Origin of the sequence: Rahnella sp. 2050, from assembly GCF_040544515.1 — a bacterium.
Taxonomy (GTDB): Bacteria; Pseudomonadota; Gammaproteobacteria; order Enterobacterales; family Enterobacteriaceae; genus Rahnella; species Rahnella aceris.
In genome coordinates, this window is sequence record NZ_JBEPKE010000003.1 from 148,553 (window position 1) to 174,523 (window position 25,971).

Annotated in this window: 22 protein-coding genes; 2 read left to right on the plus strand and 20 right to left on the minus strand. The window is 53.0% G+C overall.

Features of this window, described 5'->3' with window-relative positions; translation table 11 throughout:
- Window positions 1-3: 3 nt before the first annotated feature.
- The 3 genes from ABIC79_RS14250 to ABIC79_RS14260 all read right to left on the minus strand — a co-directional run bounded on the left by ABIC79_RS14250 (window position 4) and on the right by ABIC79_RS14260 (window position 3,191).
- Window positions 4-816: a Cof-type HAD-IIB family hydrolase gene (locus ABIC79_RS14250; protein ID WP_037032902.1), complete on the minus strand. Its 813-nt coding sequence runs from the start codon at window positions 814-816 to the stop codon at window positions 4-6.
- A 116-nt stretch (window positions 817-932) separates the two neighbouring features.
- Window positions 933-2,105, minus strand: a complete 1,173-nt coding sequence (locus ABIC79_RS14255) for an MFS transporter (RefSeq protein WP_119262298.1) — start codon at window positions 2,103-2,105, stop codon at window positions 933-935.
- A gap of 87 nt (window positions 2,106-2,192) precedes the next feature.
- The gene (locus ABIC79_RS14260) at window positions 2,193-3,191 is read right to left on the minus strand and encodes an ROK family protein (protein WP_119262299.1); all 999 of its coding nucleotides are present in this window, start codon (window positions 3,189-3,191) and stop codon (window positions 2,193-2,195) included.
- Between the two features lie 138 nt (window positions 3,192-3,329).
- Here ABIC79_RS14260 and ABIC79_RS14265 point away from each other — a divergent pair, with 138 nt between their 5' ends.
- Complete coding sequence (locus tag ABIC79_RS14265; protein ID WP_013578193.1) at window positions 3,330-3,725, plus strand: VOC family protein; 396 nt, start codon at window positions 3,330-3,332, stop codon at window positions 3,723-3,725.
- Window positions 3,726-3,738: 13 nt separating this feature from the next.
- On the opposite strand, the gene ABIC79_RS14270 is transcribed toward ABIC79_RS14265, so the two are convergent.
- Window positions 3,739-4,626: a serine hydrolase domain-containing protein gene (locus ABIC79_RS14270; protein WP_013578192.1), complete on the minus strand. Its 888-nt coding sequence runs from the start codon at window positions 4,624-4,626 to the stop codon at window positions 3,739-3,741.
- A gap of 154 nt (window positions 4,627-4,780) precedes the next feature.
- Between ABIC79_RS14270 and ABIC79_RS14275 the strand changes: the two genes are divergently transcribed.
- Entirely contained in the window at window positions 4,781-5,539 is a 759-nt protein-coding gene (locus tag ABIC79_RS14275; protein WP_153375286.1) for a hypothetical protein, read from the plus strand.
- A gap of 51 nt (window positions 5,540-5,590) precedes the next feature.
- Here the strand turns inward: ABIC79_RS14275 and kup are convergent, their stop codons facing one another.
- The 16 genes from kup to ABIC79_RS14355 all read right to left on the minus strand — a co-directional run bounded on the left by kup (window position 5,591) and on the right by ABIC79_RS14355 (window position 25,966).
- Window positions 5,591-7,465 carry a low affinity potassium transporter Kup gene (kup, locus tag ABIC79_RS14280; protein ID WP_013578190.1) on the minus strand — a complete coding sequence of 625 codons (1,875 nt, stop codon included), beginning with the start codon at window positions 7,463-7,465 and terminating at the stop codon, window positions 5,591-5,593.
- A gap of 195 nt (window positions 7,466-7,660) precedes the next feature.
- Window positions 7,661-8,374 carry a hypothetical protein gene (locus ABIC79_RS14285; protein ID WP_013578189.1) on the minus strand — a complete coding sequence of 238 codons (714 nt, stop codon included), beginning with the start codon at window positions 8,372-8,374 and terminating at the stop codon, window positions 7,661-7,663.
- Window positions 8,375-8,412: 38 nt separating this feature from the next.
- Complete coding sequence (locus ABIC79_RS14290; RefSeq protein ID WP_217244576.1) at window positions 8,413-9,762, minus strand: VasL domain-containing protein; 1,350 nt, start codon at window positions 9,760-9,762, stop codon at window positions 8,413-8,415.
- 20 nt (window positions 9,763-9,782) lie between these two features.
- Window positions 9,783-12,353, minus strand: coding sequence for a type VI secretion system ATPase TssH (tssH, locus tag ABIC79_RS14295; RefSeq protein WP_354567569.1), 2,571 nt, complete (start codon window positions 12,351-12,353; stop codon window positions 9,783-9,785).
- Between the two features lie 45 nt (window positions 12,354-12,398).
- Window positions 12,399-15,836, minus strand: coding sequence for a type VI secretion protein IcmF/TssM N-terminal domain-containing protein (locus ABIC79_RS14300; protein ID WP_354567571.1), 3,438 nt, complete (start codon window positions 15,834-15,836; stop codon window positions 12,399-12,401).
- Between the two features lie 6 nt (window positions 15,837-15,842).
- A complete protein-coding gene (locus ABIC79_RS14305; protein ID WP_013578185.1) occupies window positions 15,843-16,469 on the minus strand; it encodes a DotU family type IV/VI secretion system protein in 627 nt (208 codons plus the stop codon).
- Window positions 16,466-17,860, minus strand: coding sequence for a type VI secretion system baseplate subunit TssK (gene tssK, locus ABIC79_RS14310; RefSeq protein WP_013578184.1), 1,395 nt, complete (start codon window positions 17,858-17,860; stop codon window positions 16,466-16,468). The genes ABIC79_RS14305 and tssK overlap by 4 nt, the downstream gene beginning before the upstream one ends.
- On the minus strand, window positions 17,860-18,435 hold the full coding sequence (locus ABIC79_RS14315) for a type VI secretion lipoprotein TssJ (protein WP_013578183.1): 576 nt from the start codon (window positions 18,433-18,435) through the stop codon (window positions 17,860-17,862). The genes tssK and ABIC79_RS14315 overlap by 1 nt, the downstream gene beginning before the upstream one ends.
- The gene (gene tssA / locus ABIC79_RS14320; RefSeq protein WP_354567575.1) at window positions 18,432-19,496 is read right to left on the minus strand and encodes a type VI secretion system protein TssA; all 1,065 of its coding nucleotides are present in this window, start codon (window positions 19,494-19,496) and stop codon (window positions 18,432-18,434) included. The genes ABIC79_RS14315 and tssA overlap by 4 nt, the downstream gene beginning before the upstream one ends.
- Before the next feature lie 11 nt (window positions 19,497-19,507).
- Window positions 19,508-19,807 (minus strand): PAAR domain-containing protein, encoded by a 300-nt coding sequence (locus ABIC79_RS14325; protein WP_013578181.1) that lies wholly within the window; start codon window positions 19,805-19,807, stop codon window positions 19,508-19,510.
- The gene (locus tag ABIC79_RS14330) at window positions 19,807-20,322 is read right to left on the minus strand and encodes a DUF6931 family protein (protein WP_013578180.1); all 516 of its coding nucleotides are present in this window, start codon (window positions 20,320-20,322) and stop codon (window positions 19,807-19,809) included. Before ABIC79_RS14330 ends, ABIC79_RS14325 begins: the two co-directional genes overlap by 1 nt.
- Before the next feature lie 13 nt (window positions 20,323-20,335).
- Complete coding sequence (locus tag ABIC79_RS14335) at window positions 20,336-22,249, minus strand: type VI secretion system Vgr family protein (protein WP_037032869.1); 1,914 nt, start codon at window positions 22,247-22,249, stop codon at window positions 20,336-20,338.
- A 3-nt stretch (window positions 22,250-22,252) separates the two neighbouring features.
- Window positions 22,253-23,200, minus strand: a complete 948-nt coding sequence (gene tssG / locus ABIC79_RS14340) for a type VI secretion system baseplate subunit TssG (protein ID WP_013578178.1) — start codon at window positions 23,198-23,200, stop codon at window positions 22,253-22,255.
- On the minus strand, window positions 23,191-24,993 hold the full coding sequence (tssF, locus tag ABIC79_RS14345) for a type VI secretion system baseplate subunit TssF (protein ID WP_013578177.1): 1,803 nt from the start codon (window positions 24,991-24,993) through the stop codon (window positions 23,191-23,193). The genes tssG and tssF overlap by 10 nt, the downstream gene beginning before the upstream one ends.
- A 12-nt stretch (window positions 24,994-25,005) precedes the next feature.
- A complete protein-coding gene (locus ABIC79_RS14350) occupies window positions 25,006-25,422 on the minus strand; it encodes a GPW/gp25 family protein (protein WP_013578176.1) in 417 nt (138 codons plus the stop codon).
- 52 nt (window positions 25,423-25,474) lie between these two features.
- The gene (locus ABIC79_RS14355; protein ID WP_013578175.1) at window positions 25,475-25,966 is read right to left on the minus strand and encodes an Hcp family type VI secretion system effector; all 492 of its coding nucleotides are present in this window, start codon (window positions 25,964-25,966) and stop codon (window positions 25,475-25,477) included.
- Window positions 25,967-25,971: the final 5 nt, after the last annotated feature.

The window sequence follows — 25,971 nt, forward strand, 5'->3', positions numbered from 1 at the left end:
CGTTCAGGCAAACGGCGCACGGTCATTAAGCACATCATCGATAATGTTCAGCACACCCTCATCGCTGTTTGATGGTGCCGTGTATTTTGCGGCAGCTTTGGCCGCTGCCGAGGCGTTTTCCATCGCAAAACCAAATCCGCAATAGCTGAGCATTTCGAGATCATTTCCGCTATCACCGAAGGCCAGCACTTCCTCATCCCGGATACCGTAGATTTTCTGGATTTTTTGCAGGCCGCAGGCTTTGTGATTTCCGCTGATGATCAGATCCACCGAACCGTGCCCGCTGGTAACCGGCGCAACAATATTGCCCAGATGGCGGGTAATTTCGCCCATAAGCGGATAGACGTCATCCTCCCTATAGCTAAGCGCGAATTTGAAAATCGTGTCGTTGATTTCGGCATAATCGCTCACTTTGCTCAGGCGGTGATAGTAACGACGCATCCGGCTGATAAAGGCTTCATCGGTGCCGTTCAGTACATACGCGCCCTTTCTGCCGCAAACGATGGTGTTAATGCCCGGTGTCCGGCTGATCCAGTGCAGTACGTCAGCGACCTGTTCAGGTTCGAGTTTGCCGCAATAAACTTCTTCTTTTTTGTCGACGACATAACCCCCACCTTCCGCCACATAGGCAATCTGTTCATCGATGTCATCGAAGAAAGATTTAAGCTGGTAATACTGATTACCGCTGGCCACCACAAATTTGATATCGCGCGCCAGCAGTTGCTGATATTGCTCGCGAAAACGGATTTTATTGTATTCATGTTGCGGGTTCAGAAAGGTTCCATCCATGTCTACGGCAATAAGTTTTACGGCCATCACAGCTCCTTGCAGGGTCGGATTTTTATCATTAACAGTAAAAGAAGGCTGACGGGGTTGAGGTGCCAGCGGGCAAATTTGCTACTCAGTTATAAAACCTTGATCTTTGAAAACAATCAATACTTCAGTTTGTATGCGCCAAACGTGATGATAAGAAACGCGGCAGCTACCGCCGAAAATGCCACATATAAACTGGATAAATGGGCGATAAAGCCAATGACTGCCGGGCCACCGAGCACACCGAGATACCCAAGTGTGGCAACCATCGCCACAGACATATTCACCGGCATCACTTTCTCCTGGCCTGCGAGGGTAATCAGTACTGGTACGATATTGGCCGCACCGATACCGACCAGCGCAAACCCGCATAACGGCAGGATCCAGCCCGGTAACAGCACCACCATCAGGTAACCGGCGATCCCCAGCACACCGCCCACCACCAGAATTCTTTTGCGTCCCAGCGCGCTGACAATGGCATCGCCGGTCAGGCGCATCAGCGACATTGCGACAGCAAACACCGCAAAGCCCCAGCCTGCATGTTCCAGCGCCAGCCCGCGCTCACGAGTCAGAAATACGCCACCCCAGTCGAGCACCGCACCTTCAGCCATAAAACAGATCATCGCCATCACGGCCATCAGCGCGAGGCGAAAATTCGGCCTCGCTTTAGGTTTGCCCTCAGCCCCGTCTTCCTCATGCGCGCCAAACGGTAACATGCCGCGGAAAGACCAGGCAGTCACGATGACAACCAGCGCCACGGCAAAAAACGTGCTGCCGAGCGGCGAAATACCGGCACTGAGCAGTAACGCGCCGCCACCGGCCCCGGCAATACCGCCGACGCTCCACAGGCAATGAAAGCCAGACATCAGCGGTTTATCCGCTGCCTGTTCAACCAGCGTTCCCTGCACATTGACCGCAACATCAGCCAGACCAATTCCCATGCCGAAAATAAACAGACTCAGCGCCAGCAACCCGATATCACTGAACACCGCCAGCAACGGCAACATCAGGCAATACAACACCACGGCGGCCACAATCACCGCCCGGCAACCGAACCGGCCAATAATCCGACCGGAACCCAGCATCGACAACAGTGACCCCGCGCCCAGGCACAGCAACAGTAATCCGAGATCACCCGCTTCGGAATGCGTACGCAACTGCGCGTAAGGCACCAGCGCCGCCCACAACCCCATCGCCATGCCGGTAACAAAAAATATAGCCCGCGTGGCGACACGTCGGGCAGGACTTCCGGCATGCGCGTTTACACTTACCATTTCAGATGACAGTGACATCAGGTTCCCCCGGCAGAAAATCAATTATTAAAAGACTTTTAATAAGTGGCGAGTATAGAGGTGAGGACAAAAAAAAGTCAATACGGATTACTCGCCGAAAGCGACGTGCAGATTGTAATTATGCAGGGTCAGTTCGGTGATGCCTTGCAGATAATCCTTACGCATGGAGGGGCGGTAAGTCAGTTCAGGCATATGTTGCGCGGGAATATACTGCTGGCAGAGTGCCGTCAGTTGCGGGATCAGCGCTTCGCTGATTTTAGGGCCGGAGAGTGCAATGGTGACCGGGTTGATAATCGCCGTCAGCGAGACAATCACTTTTGCCATCTCCTCCGCCACCGGCAGCGTGTTCAGATGCTCAAACGGCAGGTTGGAAACTTCACCGGCAAACTGGCTTGCGCCCTGTAATACCTGTCCGTTAATCACCATCCCGCATCCGAGACAAGGGACATCCGGCTTAAATACATAGGCAACCGGCGCAGTGACGCCGGCACAACTGCTGCGGTAAAAACCCCAGGCGGTATAGTTCATGTCGTTATCGACTTGCACGTACAGGCCAAAACGGTCACGCAGTTGTTGTTCGATGGCAACACCGGCAAACACCGTGATATCGCAGGTCGCGACGGTGCCTTTCACCACCACACCCGGCAATCCAACGCCCAGCGCTTTAATATTCGGGTAATTTGCCAGCAGCGATTCAATCTGCTGATAAAACGTTGCCAGCATCAGCGGCAAAAAACGAACTTCGCCCTGAGCCAGGCTTTCACCCGTGGCTGAATTCACCGACCAGATAATCTGCGCCGCCGCGTCACTGCCTTGTGCATACAAACTCAGTACGGAGAAGAAGTCCGGGTTATATGCATAGCGCTGCGCCGGACGCCCGCCACGAGAAACTTCCAGTTCCAGCGCCAGTACCTCATGGCGCAAACTCAGTTCATTAAGCACCGCACCACACGTCGCAATGCTCAGCCCGGTAGCAACCGCTAAATCTGCTTTTGTTGCCGACCCCAGTGATTTCAATGCATTAGTGACCAGCACAACATTGTTGATCTTCATTTCACGGGTGGTACGGTTGAGCGGAGTGAACATGTTGCCTCGGGGAATACGGGTAAGAATGAGGGCTAATTTAGCACAAAGTGGAATAATGCTCCGGTTGTCTGACGACAAAAGTCTGCACGCAATGCCATGACCGGCTATAAAAAGTGTTCAGTTTCAATGGAGGCACCCATGATTTCACACATCTGTATCGGCGTTAACGACTTTGAGCGCGCTTACAAATTTTATGCCACGGTGATGGCTGAACTGGGGCATATCCTGAAGTTTTGTGACGATGAAAAACCCTGGGCGGCGTGGATGGCACCTGATGCACCGCGCCCGTTATTTTTGATAGGTAAACCTCTTGATGGCGATACCGCCAGCGCCGGTAACGGCCAGATGGTGGCATTGCTGGCAAAAACACGTCACACGGTTGATCGGATCTATGAATACGCTATCGCCAATGGCGCAAGGGACGAAGGCCAGCCGGGATTACGTCCGCATTATCATGCGGATTATTACGGCGCGTATTTCCGCGACGCCGATGGCAATAAACTGTGTATTTGTTGTCATGAACCGCAGGTCTGAACCCCTTTCCGCATTATTCGACGTTTTGCACAAGTCTGCCGAGTTCAGTCTCGGCTTCCCCTTCGTGATATCCGTTAGTAAAGCAGGCTCCGGTCACGGGTTCGCTGAGATCAGGGAAGTGATAGACCGCATTCACGCACGACGGACCGCCGCCTGAGTGACCTGCCGAGCAGCCGGCTTTTCCCATTGCGCCGCTCATCAGCCCGAGCGCGTAACCGCATTCGGTCCACGGTCGCCCTTCAAGGGCACCGCCGAGCGGGTATGTCACCCGCATGTCAGCCAGCGACGCCGGGCTGAGGAGTTTGCCGGTGAATAAACCGTGCAACAGTCTGGCGGCGTCCCGCACATTGCCTGCCAGACAACCGTGATACACCCAGCCCGGATCGTACTTTCCGGCGGCTTCACAGTGAAGTTGCGCGAACTCTTCGCGCGTGGTGGCAAGAGAAATGCTGGTGAGCCCGAGCGGTGTGGTGATGATGTCTGCTACCAGTTGCGCAAAACTTTGTCCGGACGCGGCTTCAATCTGCTCGCGGGCCAGCATGTAGCCAACATTGGAATAGGACCAGCCTTCACCGGGTGCAAACAGCATGCCTTTGGCTAAGGCGGCATTGAGTAATTTTTGGCGCTCCCAGGGTTGCTCACCGGCAGCGACAGCGTCGTGATAGATTTTCAGCGAGCCGTAATCCGGCAATCCGGCGGTGTGGTTGAGCAGTTGCCGCAGTGTATAAGCCGCGCCGTCAATGCGGCTGTCGGGCTGCAAAACGCCACGTTCACTGAGCTTCAGCGCGCAAATCGCTATCGTGGTTTTGGTGAAACTCCAGTAAGGAAAACGAGCCTCGAAATCCCCTTGCCCCCTTTCTTCCCCTGAGGCTGAAATACAATAAGAATGGAATTGATGCATGACTAACCTCATCGCATGAAAGAAAACGGGCAAGGCCGAAGAATAGCTGATAACAGACTGCTCTGAGTTCCCGGAATGCGCATTCATCTCTCACCGGAGATCGGGTATATTGGTACGCAGATCACAAAAATCCCTTAAAGGAAGACGTCGCACTATGAGTTATCGTTTCACCCTGGCTGCCGTAGCAGCCGTTTTAGCCCTGACAGGATGTGCAAAATCGAAAACCGCCGACCAGGCACCGGCTTTCGATTTTGGCTCCACGCGGGTGACCGTAACGCACGTCCCGACCAAAACCGACGACGGCACCAAGCTGTATGTGACCATTGATGGCAAAGATGCCGGTGCGCTGGGGATTGGCGAGAGTATGGAGTTACAACTTCCGGAGGGCAAACATAAAGTCGGCGGCTATGCCCGTTCACTTGTTGGCCGCGTGACCATATCCCCTGTCGAAGTGGCCACTTCGCGCGATGTGATCAGTCATGTAACCTATTCGGTTGCGAACCTCAAACCGACATTCCTTGTTCGCGCATCAACGCCGGTTCCGAAACCGAAGTCAGAATCAATTCCGGCAGAACCCGTTCCGAGCATTCCGAGCATGCCAGCACAAATTGAAGATCCTGCCGCAGCTGAACAGACGCAAACTGTAGCGCCTGCCGCGCCGGTAGCAACTCAGCAAACGCAGACTGCCACACCTGCCGCGCCGGTAACGACCCAGCAAACGCAGACTGTAACACCTGCCGCGCCGGTAACGACTCCGCAAACGCAAACTGCAACACCGGTAACCACGCAGGGGACGCAGGCGCCGAACATCACCGAACTGACGCCCGTCACTCAGTCGCCAGCATCACAAGCAACGCAGGATTCAGCAGCGTCTGTTATCACAGATTTAACCTCCTCCGCTCCGCAAACTTAATCCGCCTTTACCGCTGGTGCCTGATGCACCGGCGGTGACCTGTGGCCTTCCTCAGAATTTCACCACCGCACCCAGCTCAATCACCCGGTTTGGTGGAATATGATAATGTTCCGGCGCACGCAGAGAATTTCGCTGCAATACCTGAAATAGTTTTCCGCGTGCCTTCAGGTACCACGGGCGCGGCTCGCCGAGAATAAAGGTGTCGCGCGACATAAAAAATGAGGTTTCATTCATGTTGCTTTGCAGCCCTTCCAGCCCGCAACGATAAAGGATATCCGTCACATTCGGCTTTTCCCGCCAGCCATAACGGGCGATAACCCGCCAGAATGCCGGTGAAAGCTGTTCGATAATCACCCGCTGTACGTTATGCACATACGGCACATCCTCGGTGACGATAGTCAGTAACACCACGCGCTCATGCAATATCTTGTTGTGCTTGAGGTTATGCAACAACACCAGCGGCACTTCATATTGCCCGCGCGACATCACCACGGCCGTTCCCGGCACCCGTTGTGGCGGCGCTTTTTCAAGCGAGGTAATCAGAGCCTCCAGCGCTTCCGGATCCTGACGCAAGCGGCGCAGCAACCGCGAACGTTCCGTTTTCCAGGTCAGCATGATCACCAGAATGGTCAGCCCGATTGCCACTGGCAACCAGCCGCCCGAGAAAATTTTGCTCAGGTTGGCCGCAAACAACGGTACATCAATCAGCAACATGGCCGTGATCACCAGGCCGCCAGCCCAGCTTTTCCATCCCCAGTTTTTAATCATCACAATGCCGATCAGTACAGACGTGATCACCATCGTACCGGTGACCACAATACCGTACGCCGAGGCCAGATTACTGGAATGTTTGAAGCTGACGATCGCAATCAGCACGGCAAAATACAGCAGCCAGTTGACGACCGGAATGTAGATTTGCCCCGACTCCACATCGGAGGTGTAAATAATGCGCATCGGCGGCAAATAGCCCATACGCACGGCCTGACGCGTCAGAGAGAACACGCCGGAAATCACCGCCTGCGAAGCAATGACGGTCGCCAGCGTGGCCAGCACCAGCAGCGGAACCAGCGCCCAGTCAGGTGCCAGCAGGAAAAACGGATTCTTAATGGCCGCAGGCTGGCTGAGTAACAACGCGCCCTGCCCGAAATAATTCATCACCAGCGAAGGCCCGACCAGCACAAACCAGGCGATGCGGATGGGTTTCTTACCAAAATGCCCCATATCTGCATATAGCGCTTCGCCACCGGTGACTGAAAGTACCACCATACCGAGTGCGAAAAACGACACGGTTTTGAATTCCACAAAGAAATGCACCGCCCAGTAAGGGTTGAGCGCCTGTAATACGTCAGGATTACGCACGATGCCGCCGATGCCCAGCGCGCCAATCGTGATAAACCATACCACCATCACCGGGGCGAAAATTTTCCCCACGCTACCGGTACCGTTCTTCTGAATAAAAAACAGCAGCGTCAGAACAGCAATAGAAAACGGAATGATAAAGCGGTCGAGCGATGGCTCGATAATTTCCAGCCCTTCAATCGCCGAAAGCACCGAGATGGCAGGCGTGATAACGCCGTCACCATAGAAGAAGCTGCCGCCGACCAGGCCGATAAACATAATGAACGGGATCCAGCGCGGATTCAGATTGCGGATAGCCAGCGCCATCAGAGTGAGAATGCCGCCCTCCCCGTCGTTATCAGCCCGCATGACGAAACTGATGTATTTAACGGAAACGACCAGCATGAGAAGCCAGAAAATCAATGACAGAAAGCCGAACAGCGCGCTTTGCGTCACGGCGATGCCCGCCTGTCCGGTCAGGCATTCACGCAGGGTATACAACGGGCTGGTACCGATGTCGCCATAGACAACACCGATACAGGCCACGGTCACAGTAAGCAGCGATGATTTATTTTTAGTTTGCTTCATGAGTGGCTTCACAATTTCCGGGGCGACGTTGGTCGTCCCACAGAAAGAGTATAGATACACTCGTACGCCATCGGGTATAGATGAACGCTTTATTATTCAAGGCTAACTTTTGACATTAAGGGCATGATAGTCATGCGTAAAGCGAACCGGTTTAAGGGGGCTTACACATGACGCTCATCTCTGTGAAGGGGATCTTTAACGAGAAATGTCAATAACCGGAACGCCAGGATTACATTTTTTCATCCGTTCAACTAACTTGTACAACCTTTCGTTAATCCCTAGGGTCGCTTCCCGAGTCGGACGTATAGTCTTAGGTGCTACAAAAATCCCCGCTATTTTAATGTCACGCGTCGGAGGTAATCCCTGATAAGTATTAATATCCGGACGACCAATAAGCAGGATCTCATTATGCCATTGGTAATTAGTGTTCTTGAGTATCTTTTGGGGTGGCTGAATTTGATTGTAACCACCGGGAGCAATGATTTCTTTCTTTTTAGATCTGCCCGCAAAAATATTGTCAGCAAGGGCAAAACGGTTATAGACCATACCATTACTGACACCCGCATGATTAGGGAACCATACATCACCGCTGAATGTTCCCATTATATTTTGCACCGGCACATCGAGAATAAAGCCTGCTTCGAAAAATAATCCTGATTGCGACCTGACCGTGAGTCCGGCCCCCAGCCGGAAACCGGCCAGCACGTTATCCAGATCAATGAATGAACTTGAAATAATATCCCAGGTTTTAAAAACATCTCTGCCCGGTTTCATGAGCAGTGGTGTATTCACATAGTTAGCAGAAACCGTGTGAATCAGCAGTTGTCTTTTTTTATCACGAGCGTCCCATTTCTTCAACGCTTTGACTTTATCTGCATCGGGAGACTTTAACTGTTTTTTACCGAACATAATGTAACTCCATTACATAATTACTATTAATAAATTCTTCAGATATGCTTTTCAAATAAATACATAAAATAGATTGAATTTAACGCTTCGATTCTTTGTGAGACCTGCTTTAATAATGCCGAATTAAACTGATCGGTATTTTCATTTTGCTGACCGAGTTGCCAGAGTAGGGTTTCAGCGGGCACACCATTGCGCTGCAGGTCCTGCCGTATCTGATATACCGCTGTTTTCAATTCTGACACGGTCATATATTGGCTGTGTTTCTTTTCAGCGTTCAGCAACCGGGCTTCAAGCTCATCAAGATGTTTATTAGCAAGCACTAAACCGTCCAGCGCCGGAATATCTCCCGCCTTTTCATCTACTGTGCGCTGCCATTGAGCACTGTACTGATTTCCCGGATAGGCTTTTTCCAGATGATCAGACAATATTTCACCCTGACGCAGCAATACATCAGAGGGTTGTTCGCTCAGCCATGTCAGCACCGGCGCCGCCTGCGCTAACACTGCCTCTTTTTGCGCATTCAGATCGGCTTCAGGCGCTTTGTTCCAGGCGTCATTTATTTGACGCTCACTGTGTTGCAATGTCAGTAACGGGACGCTCAACTTTTCACTAAAACTCAACGTCTGCGATGAGAACCAGAACGCCGCAGCGACGGCGCAAACCGCTATGCCAGCAGCCATTCCACCGAGCCCCCACAATAACGGGCGCGGGTGATGTGTCTCAGCAAGCTGGATTTCAACCGGTTCTACATCAGGTACGATGTCAGTCAGCAGTGCAGCGACATTTTTCTCACTCAATACCTGAGGAGTCTTATCTACGGGCTCACGTATCGCTTTCGTCACTTTGGCGTGGACCGGATACGGCACGGAACGACAGCGAACCTGCAGGAAATAATGCAGATTGTTCAGCGAGTCATGGCTGCGTGATTGCAGGTTTTTGGACTGTGTGCACAGCACGCCGATACTTCTTTCTACCTGTCGCATTTCCGCGCTGTTTTCCGGCCCGTACTCCAGCGTATAAATATGCGTCGCCACATTGGCATTGAACCAGTCGATCAACTGCTGTCGCTGCTGAACGGCGGCCACCGGCGGCCAGCAGCGCTGGCTGTTGTGGGTAAATGCCGTCGAAAGCAGATCGAGTGCCAGCGCCAGCCCTTTCCAGCTCTTAAGCCGCAGATTGATGAGACAAAACCACATGCCACTCTGCAGGTCGTAGCCATATTCATGGAACAGCTGAAAACACCGTTCTTCCAGCGCATTCCAGTCCAGTCTGGCGGGAATGGTGCCATTCAGCGGGCTTAGCTCACTGCTCAGCAACAGAAAGGATTTGCTGAGCCTCGGATCGTGCCCGTTAATTTTCAGTGCGCGCAAATTCACCCGGTTTTTCATGGTTATCCTTTTCCTGTCACTCAGACGGGTTGTTTCGCGGCAGAGCGTTTGGTCGCTGACTGTTTCGTCAGAGTGAGCTGATCTTTACTGACACCAACCTGCAAGCGGATATCGGCTTTGCTTTCGACCGCCAGCAGACGGTCGGTCAGCAACGGCAGCAGTTCCCGATTCAGGACGGCATCAATTTCGCGCGCCCCGCTTTGTTCGACCTGACAGCGGCTGGCCATGAACTCCACCACTTTTTCGCTGTAGCTCAGGGAGGAATTACCTTCACCGGCACCGCTAAAGCGTTTGCACACTTTATCGATTTTGAGACGGATGATTTTTGCCAGTGTTTCGCCCACGACCGGCAGATAAGGGATCAGCTGTAAACGTCCCATCAGCGCCGGACGGAAGTACTGATCGAATTCAGGCCGCAGGAGTGCTGTCAACGCTTTCTGATCCGTATTTCCGGCGGCACAGGCGGTCATCACGCGATCGCTGGCCAGATTGCTGGTCAGAATAATCAGGGTATTGCGGAAATTGATCAGTTGGCCTTCAGCGTCTTCCATCACGCCTTTATCAAATACCTGATAGAAAATCTCCATCACATCCGGATGGGCTTTCTCAACTTCATCGAGCAGCACCACGCTGTATGGACGACGACGCACCGCCTCGGTCAGCACACCGCCCTGCCCATAACCCACATACCCGGGCGGGGAACCTTTCAGGCCTGATACAGAATGTGCTTCCTGATACTCGGACATATTGATGGTAATTAAACTTTGCTCGCCACCGAAAAGCAGCTCAGACAAGGCCAGCGCCGTTTCTGTTTTCCCAACTCCGGAGGGCCCGGCCAGCATAAAGACGCCGGTCGGCTTAACCGGATCCGCCAGATTGGCGCGCCCGATGCGGATTTGCTGCGCAATGTCCGCTAATGCGTGGGATTGCCCGATCACCCGGCTTTCCAGACGTGCAACCAGATCGCCAAGCTGTTGCTGCTCTTTTTCCATCATCCGGCCCAGCGGAATACCGGTCCAGCCAGCAATCACATCTGCGACACAGGTCGCATCCACGCAGTCATACACCAGAGCTTGATCTTTATGCATCTCAGCCAGTTGCACACGCAATGCGGCAATCTGCGCCACATCCTCAATACTATTAATTTGCGCCACGATCTGCTGTTGCTGACGCCAGACCGGCAGCAGTGCCTCCAGACTTTGCTTCAGTTCGCTTTCACGCTGGTCCAGCCATTTCACCCGGGAGGGATTCTCGCCCTCTTTCAGCAGACTTTCCCGCTCAGTGTGAATGTTGCTGATCATCGCATTAAGATCTTCGATCTCTTTGGGCTCATGGCACTGTGAAATCGCCACCCGAGCGCAGGCGGTGTCCAGCAAGCTGATGGATTTGTCCGGCAACTGGCGGCCAGAAATATAGCGGCTGGAGAGGCGAACAGCGGCCACAAGCGCGCTTTCGAGGATTTGCACGCCATGATGTTTACTGAGAGCCGGTTTCAGGGATCGCAGCATGGCGATGGCGGTCTCTTCATCAGGCTCCGCCACTTTGATCACCTGAAAACGTCGTGCCAGGGCAGCATCTTTCTCAAAATATTTTTTGTATTCAGCCCAGGTGGTGGCTGCCACCACGCGCATTTCCCCACGAGCCAGCGCTGGTTTAAGCAGGTTAGCAGCGTCGTTCTGACCGGCCTGCCCCCCCGCGCCAATCAGTGTATGCGCCTCATCAATGAACAGAATGACCGGAGACGGGTATTCTTTCACTTCACGCAACAGGGTTTGCAGGCGGTTTTCAAATTCGCCTTTCACGCTGGCACCGGCCTGAAGCAACCCCATATCCAGCGACAGAATCTCCATTGACTTCAGCGCTTCCGGTACAGTGCCATCCGCAATGCGCTGTGCCAGCCCTTCAACCAGCGCGGTTTTCCCCACTCCCGGTTCACCGGTCAGCACCGGGTTGTTCTGACGGCGGCGTAATAGCACGTCGATCAGTTGACGAATTTCAGGCTCGCGACCCAGCGCGGGATCCAGTGCCGCATCACGCGCCTGTTCAGTCAGGTTTCGGGTAAATTTCATCACCGCAGAATCCGTATTGTGGCGGGTTGCAGCAGGATGATTCGTGGCCTGTGCCGGTGCGCAGGCATCGTGCAGAAACCGGTCAGCGCAATCAGCCTGACACAGCAGCGCCTGCTGTAAGGCTGACGACAGGTGAATCTGATTGTCTTTTTCACTGGCAATCAGGCTACCCAGAAAAGCCTGTACCGGCAGTTGTGTTTGCTGCCAGCAGGCACTGGCGTGCAACCAGGATTTCTCCAGGTGTTCGACCAGCAGCTCCGATAATACCGGGCTACGCGTATTGCCGCTGCGCAGGTGGTTGAGACTGACTTTCAGCGCATCGACTAACGCATCACCCCGCAATCCGGCATTCAGACAGAGTTGCTCAATCAGCGCAGGCTGACGGGTCACCAGTGCGAGCAGTAAATGCTCGATGTCCACTTCGTGATGCGTGCGGCTGACGGCCAGACTGATCGCGGCATCAAGGCACTCACGTGCCTCGACATTCATTTTCTCAACAATTTTCTTCAGGTAGTTACCCATAAATTATCCTTTCTAAATTTTTCAAAAGGCGTCCTGACCAGACGCTCAGTGACATCCGGTAATGCGGACAGGCAGTTGCGAGAACGCACTTTTCAGCGCTGTCGGTCGTTGTTTTTCCGCTTTTTTAAGGCCGGTTTCCTGCTGCGCCTCAGCGTTGTCATTCAGTGCCTGATTGAGTTCCTGCCACTGATGCCAGCGATCCTGCACCGCGTTCTGTGAGCCGCTCTGATAACGCACCATGACTTCTTTGATGCCCAGTGCCGTCAGCTGAGCGGTATCATCCGGGAAATCTTCCGCTTTGAAACGATGCTGCCCGTCGGAAATGTCCTGCAGGAAATCAGGCCATGCGGCGTCGCCGAAGTATTCGTACGTCAGATCGAAACCAGGGAACTTGATCACCAGCGTGGCACGGCTGCAATGCCCCGGACGCCAGCGGAATGCCGCCTGTTCGCTGAAGTTCATGCTATTGAGCCTCCACTGTTGCTCATCGCAGAACAGCGTCAACTGAGTGCCCACCGGCATCAGCCGCGCACCGCCGGGAATGGTGGCAGGCAGGCTTTTAAGCGTCAGTTCCAGCGGTTTTGCTTCCAGTGCCGCCATTTGAGCCTCCAGATCGGCCTGCTCATCTTTCAGGGCGGCCAGCGCATCGTCATTGCGGGTATTTTCACGTTCCGGCATCGCCAGCACGTCATCCGGACGCAACACGTGATTGACCATTCGCAGAAATTCCGGTGTCAGGCCCGGTGTCTGCCCGTTGAATTCGCCCGCTTTTGGCCCGTTATCTTCAACCACCAGCACACTTTTTGCCGGTCCCCGGATAAAGTCAGACAGGTATTGCCACGCCAGATCCTGTTGGTCGTCGTACTCCAGACGGCTGGCATTATTTTCCATTGGCCACAGCACCCGGCTCTGCCATTGCTGTTCAAGCCAGCAGGCAGAACGCTGCATGGCATGCGCCACCAGCCAGTGCGCATCATTCTGATACAACGCCCACACCGCGTTGGAGGCAAAATCATCGCGTTCCGCCGACAGGCTCTTACGCAGCACGTTAAAACGGCTGTCGAGTAATTGCAGTGGATTGCTGTCGCCCGCCGCGCCGGTCTGGAACAGTCCGCGCGTCAGACGATCGCTGCTTTTCGGCGTAGCAAACACGTCCGAAACCGCCGCATGCAGACTGTTTTTCCAGGCATTCCAGTTTTTCACATTGAGATCGGAAAGCACGGGTGTCAGGGTTTTGCTGTCGATTTTCAGCAGTGCTGAAATTTTCTTCTGAAAAGACTGCTGGACCTTGCTGATACGCGGTATCAGCGCACCGGGTACCGACATAGCCTGTAACTGATTCAACCGGCGCAGCTCGCGCAACCAGGGCTCGGCATCCTGAGCACGGATGTCTTCTAGTTGTTCATTGACGTAACGGGAAAATTTCATTGATGGGCTGTTACCCTGATCGAGCGTAATCAGCGCGGTTTGCCACTCTTCGCTGGTCAGCTCCGGGGCGGGTTGCTGGTTCATCGCCAGCATCATCGTCATCCATTGCGTCTGGCGCAGCGCAGGCCAGTGCTGTTCAAAAGCCACTAGCGCAGGCATCGGGACCTGTTCACCTCCTGCGCGACGGATTTCCTTCAACCAGCCCTGAATTTGTGCGGTGCCCTGTAGCGTCCACAGACCACTGACCTGCGTTTTATCCTCAGACGAGGGCATGAAATCCGTCAGATTCACTGGCGTCAGATCGCCTGAAGGAGCCACCAGCCATGCCATCTGCGGATCACTGTTGACCAAACGTCCGAGCAATTCGCGCAGTACCACAAGTTGCTTGCCGCCTTCCGGCAACTGTAACAGCGCGCGTTGCAACACTACATCCTGTTGATAGGGTAAGGACACGGTGGCCCCGGTCATGCTCAGCGCCGCCGGAACCGGCGCCTGTTTTATCAGCTCACTGACCGGCTGTTTTTCCCACATGGCCTGTTTAGTGATAAGCGTGCTTGCCAGGTTCAGAATCAACTCGCGTTTTTGCTGTGGATCGGCGTCGGTGAACAGCTGCTGGTAGTTATCTGCTATCTCCCGCAGGTTCACCTTATCGCGTGGGGATGCAGCAAGAATGCTGGCCTCAAGCTGCGTATGGCGATGGTTGAGCACGGGAACAAAAGGTAAATATTTCAGCGGATGTGCATTCCAGTGTTCAATGTTCTCAAGCTGCTGAACCTGCGCCGTGACATCCATTTGCGCGGGCGAGCCCCCGGTGAGGCGGTTGGTGAAATAACCGGAAAACAGCACATAGGTTATTGCCAGCACACTGAAGGTCATCGCCCCCCATTTATGCAGATAGCGACGGCCAAACCCGACAGGCTCAATTTCACGCTGGCGGCTTAGTTCAGGCAGTAATCGGGCCATCAGGTCATGGATAAAGAAAGCCTGACGCGAAGCACTGTTTTTGCTGACAGGTTCAGTGGCGGTAAACCAGATACCACCCAGTGCTGCGGGCTGAAAGTAAGCGTCCGGCTCACACAGGGCGGCCAGATAACGTTGCAGTGCAGGTTGCAATTTCGGTAGCTGTTCAGGGAAATCCATCAACGCCAGCGTGTCGCCATCCGGTTCGCCGCCCGAAAGCATGCTGACACGCACTTTATCCAGCCCGTCTTTCACGCACGTAAACAGCGGATCCAGCAAGGCCGGATCTTTCCCGTCGACGACAGGCGAACGGCGCCAGTAGTAACCCAGCGGTTGCTGGCGCTGTTCGGCGGAGAGATTATTGGCCCAGTGGCTGAAACCGGGCACCCGGTCACAACAAGTGATAAACAGATACACCGGCAGACGGCGTTTGACTTTACTGACCAGCGGTTCGATCTGCGTGCGGATATGCCGCGCATGCAGATGCAGTTCCGCGTCATCTTTTTCGAGCAACTCACTGACCGACACGCACACCACGATGCCACCCGGCGCAGGCAGACGGGCACACCAGTTCACCAGACGCAACCAGCCGCGCTCGAAGGCCGGGGTTTTATTCAGAAAATGGCTGGAGAGGTCGAGAAAACCTGCGGAGCGAAAAAACCACCAGCGTAAGGTGCGGGTCGGCACAACCAGAGAACTTTCCGGTTCATTAGAAAACAGCGGTAATCCTGCACCGGCCATCAGCGTCGTTTTACCACTTCGCCCGCCAGTGAGTATAAACCAGGGTATTGGCTGTTTGCGTCTTCTGATGCGCTTAATTACCGCAGCCCCGGTTTTCCAGTGTTCGAATAAAACATATTCCAGCCGGGTGAGTTTAAATCTTGCCTTCAGGGAGGAGATATATTTCGCCTGCGCCATACCGGAAACAGATCCCCAGACAAACCGGGAAAATAAAACGGCGAGGATCAATATCAGCCACAAAATTAATGCATGCAGGAGTGTTTGTTCGAAAACAACAGACATGACAATACAAACAATAAGTAACAGGCACAGAAATAGTGTCCATGCGACAAAGGAAAGTAATTTTTTAAACATGATAGGTTACCTGAAAAATATCCCTAAGCCGGTGGACAAAATCACTAAATAGACGACAACAGGCAGTGCCAGTAACAGCCCTTTACGCTGGCGTAGTTTTTTCACCACCGTTTTATTTTTTTCGCCGCCGCCTGCGTCCTGTTCAACCAGCAAGGCATTGTTCGGCCACTGACGCCAGGCTTGTGGCAAGCACTGCCGCTCATCCTCGATGCGCTGTTGCAAAAGCTGCGCATCCTGTGAGGTATATTTTCCGTGGAAGCCCATCAGCAGACAGAACAGATACACCATTCTCAGTTGTGTATTGGTTTTATCGGTTTGATCCAGCCGGTCGAAAAATGCCTCGCCGCCGACAGAAATATCAAAATAATATTTCTGCAACAGATTGCTTCGCCATTCTTTCACCCACTCCGCGCGGGATCTTAATACCCGCTCATCTACCCACAGCACCACCGCGAAATAAGCATCATCGCACTCTGCTTTTTCATGATGACGTTCTGACTCAAGCAGCGCCTGCTGTAATAAAGTAATAATTTTTTCGCGAAACTCTCTGTAATCAGAATATTCCTGCGGATTAATAAAAAACGCCGTCACATAGCGAAACAGCGGTAAATAACAATTGAGCAAACTCATCATGAAGGCACCACAAATATAATTTGCACCTGAAGATCTTCCGGCATGTCTGGCCAGTAGAAGGAAATGCTGCTGTGCTGCCGGGCTTTGTTCCACAATTCGCTATCCTGCTCGACAAGGAAATAATGCGAATCTCTGCGGTTTGGTACACCCCGCGGTGGCTGTGGACAACGAACTACCGGAATGCCCGGCAGAGCATGCTGGATCAGCGGTTCAATCATTCTTGGTGAAGCCAGTTTGATGCCGCCCGGATTTTTTATCTGACGATTTTCCATCGGCATGCTGGCGGAACGTAACAGCAGCAGTACCGTTTCGGGATTTTTACTCTGCGCGCTGTCAAAGCTTCCGGTGAACACGCCCTGAAGATCGTTTTCCAGCGTGATATACGTATTGTCCTCAAGCACAAGACTGTTCAACAAGGTAATCAGCGTCTTACGGGCGCTTTCGAAACAACTCAGCAATTCATTGTGGTTGTAGGTTTGCAGTGAATTTTCACCGTCGTGCCACTCACCAAGGAAGGTGCAGCTGTCATTGAATGAGGAAAGATCGCCCACCAGCTGGCACAACACGTTGTAGACTTGCCATGGATGAACCTGGCGCGCCTGACAGAAATTTTTCAGTTGTGGCAACACACGGTTGAGAGAACGCATCGCTAACAACTGTGTCACCTGGTCGCCACGGTCGGCATCACTGACCAGTCGCTCTGAGCGTTTGTATTCTTCAAGCTTCCTGGCCCGCGCACTCAGTTCAAAATAAATAGTGTCAATCAGCTTGCCGAGGCTGAATGATCCAAAAAGTGTCACGGAAGGTGGCGAGAATGTCGGATCGAGGATCACCCGTTCGTTTTCATAACGCAGTCGGGTGAGTGGAATGCATTCGCAGTCAACCGCATCGTCTTTTTCAACGTCCGTCAGCAACCTGACGTTGTAGCACAGGCGTGCCACTGCAGCATCCGGCGCATGATCATAGACATCTTTCATCACCCGCTCTTCGCTGGTGTTGATCCAGCGCGTGACGGCGCGATCATGCTCTTTTTCCAGCGTGGTGACATTACTGTGCAGCGGATCAAAGCGACGTAAAGCCAGCCAGATGGTCAGCGGCTGATCGCGCTGTTTCCAGAGGTCACGGAAGTTGCGTTGTTCAACACGGCTGTTGCCGGGCAGTGAGAGCAAGGTACCGCCGGGCAAAATACAACGGATCTGCTCAACGCTGATCACGTAGTCGCTCAGTGCTGCTTCATTAATACTCACCTCAATCAGCCCGTGATTATAGGGCTGCGCCAGCCGCAAATGCTGCGCGAGGTTCCATTCATAATGCAGGTCAAGTGACTGAAAGTGCTGCGGCTGCAGATAAAGCCCGGAATGCCAGTAAATTTGCTGTTGTTCTGGATACATTATTTTTTCTCTCCGGCAACAGGGACATCTGCACTGACAATACTTTCACTGCCTAAGGTGACAGAAAGAGTGACCGGCGCTAAATGCGCCTGCCAGACAGGCTCCCACCAGCCAGTGCTCTCAGACTCTACCGGCACCAGTGCGCTGACCATGTGTTTCTTTACCGGGAACGGATAGTAGCCTGCGACCAGCGCCACATTGCGGGTATCTCGGGCGCGATCAATATGCACCGTGTTGGTTTGTCCCGGCATCATGACGTAACGATCCACCTGCAAAACGTCTCCTTCGCTGCCGGCACCGGCAAACAAGCTTTTCAGCGTCGCGGGATTACCCAGTATTTTATCCAGCGTCGGTTTATCCTTGGCTTGTAGCAGTAATACTGTACAGCTGTTGGGCATGTCGTTCAGGCTGTTCAGCCCCGGCTCAGCCCGCAGTTGCAGAGTGATAGCCCCATTCGCGAAAGGCGCAGCCACTTCACTGATCGCCTTCTGACGGCTTTGCCCATCATCTGACGCGCAACCTGCCAGCAGCATGACACTCAGTATCAGCCCGGTCAGTCCCCTTTTCCCCCTCATTCTCTGCCGTGTCCTTTCAATACTTTGTTGATATCGCGCATACTGCTGTCATCCTGCAACATCTCTTCCAGCCATTCGGTCAACGTCATAGCCGCCCAGCGCGCCGCACGCTCCATCAGAAAAGGGACGGGGCTTGACGGTTCGGTCTGACGGAAAAAATGGGCAATGGTCAGCATCTGGCTGATGGCCAGATCCCGTGACATCGTTTGTTTTTTGGTGTTATTCATCAGTGAACTGACGTCATTGGCTTGCTCATCTTCGTCAGGCATTAATACGTTAAGGGTCATCACGTCGTCATATGCCGGTGCCGCACGGTCAAACAGGCGTTTCACAAATTCCTGCATTTCGGCGACGGCACTACGCATCTGCCCCATTGCCAGAGAATCAGCCTGCGGATTCAGCTGACCATAGAGGGTTTCAAGCGTATCCAGCATAGTCATCAGTTGAGTTAACGCCTCGTTCTGTGCGGCAACTTTCTGCGGATCCAGTGTGGCAGCCCAACGGTTGAAGGTATCCATCGAGAAATCATCGTCACTGCCCCGTTCCGCAGCGCTGTCAGGTTTCATCGTCACCCGGTGCTCATAAGCGAGCACCTTGCGCCAGTGATCCAGCGTGCTTTCCGGCTGTCCAAACAGAGGATGACAATGCAGCATTTGCGCCAACTGGCGGTCCAGACGATTGATCATGCCATGGCGGATTATCACGCCGTCCTCATCCAGCTCCGGCCAGCCGTTTTGCCAGTAAGTTTGTATAAACGGTATCAGAAAACCGGTACCGTCCAGCAGGCCGCGGATCCCGTGCTGCTGGCTCAACCCTTCGATCAGCCAGCAAGCCACCTGCAAATCTTTGCTTTCTGCCTGCAAAACCTTCGCGCTTAAGCGAACGACTTTGCTCCAGTCGGCTTTACGCAATTCAGTGGCCCATTCGCCCTGCGGCAAATAGTCAGGATCGCTTTCCCGCGCCTCACGGATTTCGTTATAGACCGGCTCATATTCCATGTTGCGCCCGACAGGATGATCGCCACTGAACGGGGCAAGCAAGGGCTCAAAATTCATTATCATTTCAATACACTCTATGAAATCAGTACGGTCGGGCAACCCGCAACAATGGTTCCGCCATGCGCTGTGCTGTCGCCCATCCGCGCTGCGGGTTTACCGCCAATCAGCACTTTCGTGCTGCCCATGATGACCGAATCCGGTGGTCCGACGCACACTGCCATCGAGCCCATAGTCGCGGCAGGCATACCTCCGATAAGTACGGTCGGCGTACCGGGAGTGGTCACCGGTCCGCCAACGTGTGGGATCGGGGGTAAGCCGGGTGTCACCATCGGGCAAACATGCATATCGCCAACGCGAGCAGCGGGCTGTCCCATCAGTAACCTCCCCCGGCAGCGTGCCACTCAGAAAGCAATGTCTGTGCTCCCTTAAGTGGCGCGTCTTCCGCCGCGATCGCCACGCTGAGCAATTTCAACGCACAATGGAGCATCAGACGGGACAAATGGGGTTCTGGGTACACCGCATCGAACTCTGCGGGTGTCATGCTGCCTTGCATCCAGAACAGTGACAGGCCGAGCGCGCCAACGGGGGTATCAAACCCGAGCTGTTCTGCCTGCTGGAAAATACGGAAACGCCGGTCATCATCAGGATTTGCCAGCCACTGATGGATTTCACTGGCACATTGCTGCATCGCGGGTTCCTGTGATTCAGGGCGGGCCAGCGCCTTTTGCAGCGTCCATGCCAACAGTTTCTCCTGCACAGAATCAGCCGCCACGCTTGCCAGCGCATCTTCCCAGCGTTCTGCGATCATCAGTTGCGCTGCGTTTTCAGCGCCGTTTTGCAGCGGGTTGTAAGCAGCAAGCGCTTCCGGCGTGAGCAGTTTTTCTTTCATGTTATTTATTTCCTCAGCCAATCATCGTCACGCCGCCCTTGATCTGGGTCATACCGCTACCCTGAACAGTGACCATCGCACCTTTAAGTTCTGCCGTGCCCTTCCCTTCAATTTTGATCGTGGTGCCGCTCAGCGTAATGCCGGAAGGAGAAAGAGTAATTTTGCTGCTACCGACTTTTAATTCGATAGACTGGGTCGATTCAATAACGCAGGCTTTGTCCGCTTTGACCGTGCTACCGCCACCACTGATGTTTAGCTGATGGTTACCGCTGGTCAGGCTTTCCTGCAAATTGCCTTTAATATCCAGGGCATAATCGCCCTGTTTAAGCGTCAGGCTTTCATTACCTTTGGTTAACTCGGTCGTGCGGTTCTCACCAATGGTTTCAGTGACGTTTTTGGTAATACGGGTGGTGACGTCGTTTTTCACTGTCAGCAGCAGATCTTTTTGCGAGGTGATGACCAGACGCTCTTCGCCTTTTTTATCGTCGAAGCGCAACTCATGGCCTTCTTCAACATTGCCGTTGAGGGAGCTGCGTGAAACGAATCCGGCGTGATTTTTCTCCTCAGGCAGGCTCAGCGGCGGTTTGTTTTGCCCGTTGTATACCGAGCCGGTCACCAGAGGATAATCAGGGTTGCCATGCACAAAGCTGACCGTAACTTCGCTGTTGACGCGAGGCAGGAACATGGCGCCGAAACGGCCACCCGCCCACGGCTGCGAAACCCGCACCCAGCAGGAACTGCCATCGTCATGTTTGTTTTCGCGATCCCACGGGAACTGAATTTTGATGCGGCCATATTCGTCCGTGTGGACTTCTTCTGATTTTGGCCCGACAACGATGGCGGTCAGAATACCGGCGATTTCAGGTTGTCTGGTGAGGCACGGCGGACGCCAGGAAAGGCTGTCTTTCAACACAGTGAGCGCGTAGCCAAAATCAGGCTGCCCGTCATCAATGTTGCTTGATGCATGCATATGAACCGACTTGATTCGGTAGTTTCCCCGACAGGAAGGATGCCCGCTCAGAAGGAATTTATCGCCACAGCCTAGCCACCACACGCTGGCTTCGGCGTAAAACTGCTGGTTATCGGCCTCAAGCTGTTCCATCTTCAGCCGGGCTTCTGATTGCAGTAATTCGCGTTTTTCATGGCCGTGCGCGTCCACGTAGCTGACACCCGGCACGGAATATTCCGCTTCCACGGCTTTCGATTCGCCCTCCACACTGGCTGCCTGCACAATGTTAAAACCTTTGAGCATCACGGAAGAGGCCGCCAGTGAAGAACTGGCCACCCAGTTCAGGATACCGACGCCATCGCCTCGCCCCTGCAGTGGCATAAAGGGTAACTCCGCCGTTTTGCCAGACTGATGGCTGGACGGATGATCGGCCAGTACCAGCGTGTGTTGCCCGGCATCATGCTGGAAGAAGTAATAGATCCCTTCCTGCTCAAGAAGGCGGCTAATGAAGTCAAAATCGGATTCGCGATACTGAATGCAGTATTCACGCGGCTGATAAGTCGCACGCAGACGCAAATCAATGTGGCTGATGTTCTGCTGGCGCAGCAGCTTGCACACTAAATCCGGTACGGTAATATTCTGGAAAACCGCCAGGTTACGTCCGAGACGCAACAATGCCATGCGCGGTTCCAGCGTACCGGTGAAGGTACTGATACCATCGACATTATTGTCTTCTTTAATCTGTGTCAGCACACCATGCACGTAGCGCTTTTGGTTGCCACGACCAATCTCACAGGCCATTTCATGCCCCAGAAAACGCCCCATCTGCGGAGTTATTAACGACGTGCGAAACTGGACCTGATAGCTGAAGGTGTCAGAGAATTGTTCATCGCCCTCGATATACATCAGCGTCAGTGAATCAGCGGCATCGCCAACGAAACGGATAAACCGGTTGTCTTGTCCTGCTACTTTCGACATTTTTTATTTTCCTTCCCGGCAGACGGGTAAACGAATTTTATGCTGGCCTGCTCCCTCGGAGGCCCCGAGACAAATATCCAGCCCGAGTTGCCCGCACCCCAACGAGGTAACGACGTTCGTGGTATTTTCGATCAGCAGATCAATATCAAAATCCAGACCCGGACCAACGTATTCACGCAGATGCGACCACAGATTTTGGTAGTGCTTGCCCTTTGGCAAAAAAAGACCGGCGTTTTTCATCGGCACCGGTCCCAGTGTCACCGTAAAATGTGATTGTCGATCCCAGTACACGCTGCCCAGCATGGGAGCAGCGGCCAGCGTATGTGACGGTTCTCCCAGCCGGCAACACTGGGCCGGGTCCATGACCTGCCATCCGCCGGTAAAAGGCGTGACTTTCGCCGCCACGGAAAAGCGGTGTTTTAACCAGGTTTCAACGTTGAGCATTGAGCGTACTGAATGCGCAAATAAATCAGCAAACTGCTCCTGCTGCAGAGATGGCGCACTGTTTGCCACGCCGGATAACGCACGGATTGCCTGACTCAGCGGCCGTGTTGCACTGAATTCTGCCATGGCGTAATAGTGATATTTCTGCCAGGCGAGATAGCGCAGGCTATGTAGCCGGTGGTTAAAAATGTCCAAAAAAGCTTTGGCAGTTTTGTCCCCATGGCGGTAATAGCGGTCGATCATCCACTCGGTGTATACCGTGGGTAACGCGCCCAGTGCCCCCGTCAGTCCCTGGGCGGCCACTTCAACTTGCCAGCGCTGCTGATCCAGCGGAGTTACCGACGTAATGTCACCTTTCGGCGCATCCAGCGAGAGCGGTGAAATGAAATCAAGTTGCGCTTCGAGCACCTGTTTGCTGTCTTTTCCCTGTGCTCTGGTCAGACTGCGTAACATCAGCCGCACCTGTTGGAAAAAGTTATGCGGACTGAGGATTTTGCTTAGATCCATGACAGCCTTCCTGCCCGCACAGGCCATGTCCGTGGAGTTTCACCCGGTGAGTCAATGCAGGTGATTACACGGGTGAAACTGTTGACCGGTGCGTACAACGCCAGGAAACAATCAATAAAGCGACACAGCAGGAAGTACTCAACTTCTTCGGCCGCTTCGCTGGCAAAGGTTATGCGGATCTCCATCCCCCGCGCCATGGAACGGGGATCCAAAGGCGCCAGCCGGGTAACGACCGGGCCAGACTCGACATGCAGGATCAGGTTGATCAAGCGGGTAATGCCCGGATTATCGACAAAGTTGTACAGCGCCAGTGATTCCCTGAGTACACGGGCGCCTTCCGGCCCACTGATCAACATATGGTTGAGCGAAAGCTGAGAAATCAAACGCCAGCGCGTAGCCTGCTTAGCCGGTGGCCTGACCGGCAGCGTCGGGCGTGTCAGCGCAATAATTTTCATGCCCGCAATCGGCAGCTCTGATTCGAAATCGCCTTCAGGAGCGCCGTTGCGCATGGCTGCGGGAATCTCACGATTGGTGCAGGTCAGGTTCATGCTGACAATGTCGCAACCGGGCGCTAACGGGCTTTCTCCCCGGTCAGAAAAAGCGATAAATAACGATGTGGCGACACCGTCATTTTGCATGGTTTCGCGGCGCATACATTGCCAGAACAAACCGGTTTCACCGTCACTGGCGGAATGGTCCAAACCAAACAATGGATAAACAGGCCGGGACTGTGTTTCATTGCCCAGTTTGCGCATCGCCGAAACGCCGTCTACAGACCAGACTTCCATCGCATCCTGGTGACGAATGTCAGGGATAACCGGATATTCCGCCGTTTCGTGATCAGGTGAAATCGGTTCGGCCCGATGGGCGAAAAGATTAACAGCAGGCGTGCAGTTGAGCAGAAACAGGTTTTCGTTCACCGCACCAGCTATTTTCTCCAACTGACGCGCTATCATGCAGCGGTTGAATTTCACCACCAGTGAAAGCTCGCTTTGACTGCCCGCCACCATGCCAGCAGGCAACGGCATATCAATAAAATGAAACTTTTGCGGGAAGTAAAAATAGTCCTGCAACAGGCTGTGAGTGGGCGAAACCCGTGAATCACCCGCAAGCAAGCCTTCATTTTCACCGAAGCCTGCGGCACGTATAGTTTGCGGCGACAGCGTATGACTCTGCCCTTGCTGGAAAACTGTCAGTGACTCAACTTCGCTGCACAGCAAGGTATAAAGGATGTTGACGATGCGACTGGCGCCGCTGAGATGCAACCTCAGGGAATCCGCCGCCAGTGTGGCACCGGGCCAGACCGATAATTGTATTTTCAGACTCCAGCTCATGTCATCGGCATCCAGATGCAGGCTGACGTTATGCAGACTGACAGGTTGAAGCGTAACCGGATAAGTGGTGCGAAAACGGCAGACCTGTCCGTTCACCGGACGGGAAAATAATGCTGTTCCGGCGTCAATGCGGTTACTGGCTGTCAGCGCACTGACTTTGATATCTGGCTGCATTTGTACGACGCAAACCGAAGGAAAAGGACGCAAAAATTGCGGAGCCAACACCGTCAGCAATGCATCAGTCACTTCCGGCATATCCTCATCGAGACGTTGCTGAATCTGCGCCGTGACCAGCGCAAAGGACTCAATAATTCGCTCAATATGTGGATCTTCTGACGTACCTTCTGACATCCCTAAGCGTCTGGCGACTTTTGGGAAATGGCGGGCAAACGCCTTCCCCTGCGTTTTGAGGTAAGCGAGTTCATTCTGATAATAAGAAATTAATTTTTTCGCCAACATTATAAACACTCGTTAATCACGCAGAGAAAATTGACTGATGACATCGTCCCACATTAGACGGTAGCGAACTTCACCATTGAATGTTTCAGCATTAATAATGAATGAACAAAGACTTCCCAGTTCTTCACCGGGGGTCACGCAGACGTTTTTCAATCTTGGTTCAAAGCGTTGTAATGCCATTTCAATACGTGATTGCATAATGGCATTGCGCTCAAGACGAGGCGTATCACTGGAAAAAACGTCACTGACTCCATAATTAAGTATCGACTCATTAATCAGTGGAATATTATCAATGCGGTAACTTCGGGGGCGTGAAGACAAAAGCAGCAATATTTCGTCAATGAGTGTGCTGCTTTTGTCTTCTTCCTCAATAAGGTCATTTTGATCTTTTGGGTTATTGTCAGATAATTGCTGTAATAAGCTCTTCATCAATAAGCCTTAATACAGTGCACGCTTACAGCGTGCACTGTTGTTTTAAAAATTACAGCTTAGTGTTCTCAACCAGATTCCAGCCCACAGGACCTTGTTTGCTGGTTTTACCGTCTGGCTCAACCATATTAGTTTCGAATGTCATCTGACCAAATACAAAGCTCAGATTTTCACTCGGAACATCCCCTTCTGAATAAGCGTTGAAATTGTAGCTGTTCAGTACACAGTTTTTATAGGTCAGCTTGAGTGCTTCAACCAGTTTCTCACCCTGGAACAATGCTTTAACAATAACAATTTGCTTAACATTGCTGCCTTGCGCAACCATATTGGATAACTGAGTAGAGGTAGTATCCATTACTTTTGAAAATGAAATTGCATCAAAGTTGACGCCATCGCTGTTTACCTGACCGCTAGCATTATCAATTTTAGCTGAGCAGTAAACACCGAAATTCATATTCTCAACGGCAATCCAACCTTCATAACCTTTATTACTTACAGTGCCTTTAATACCATCAATTTGCATGAAAAGCGATTCAGTGGCCATTTTAT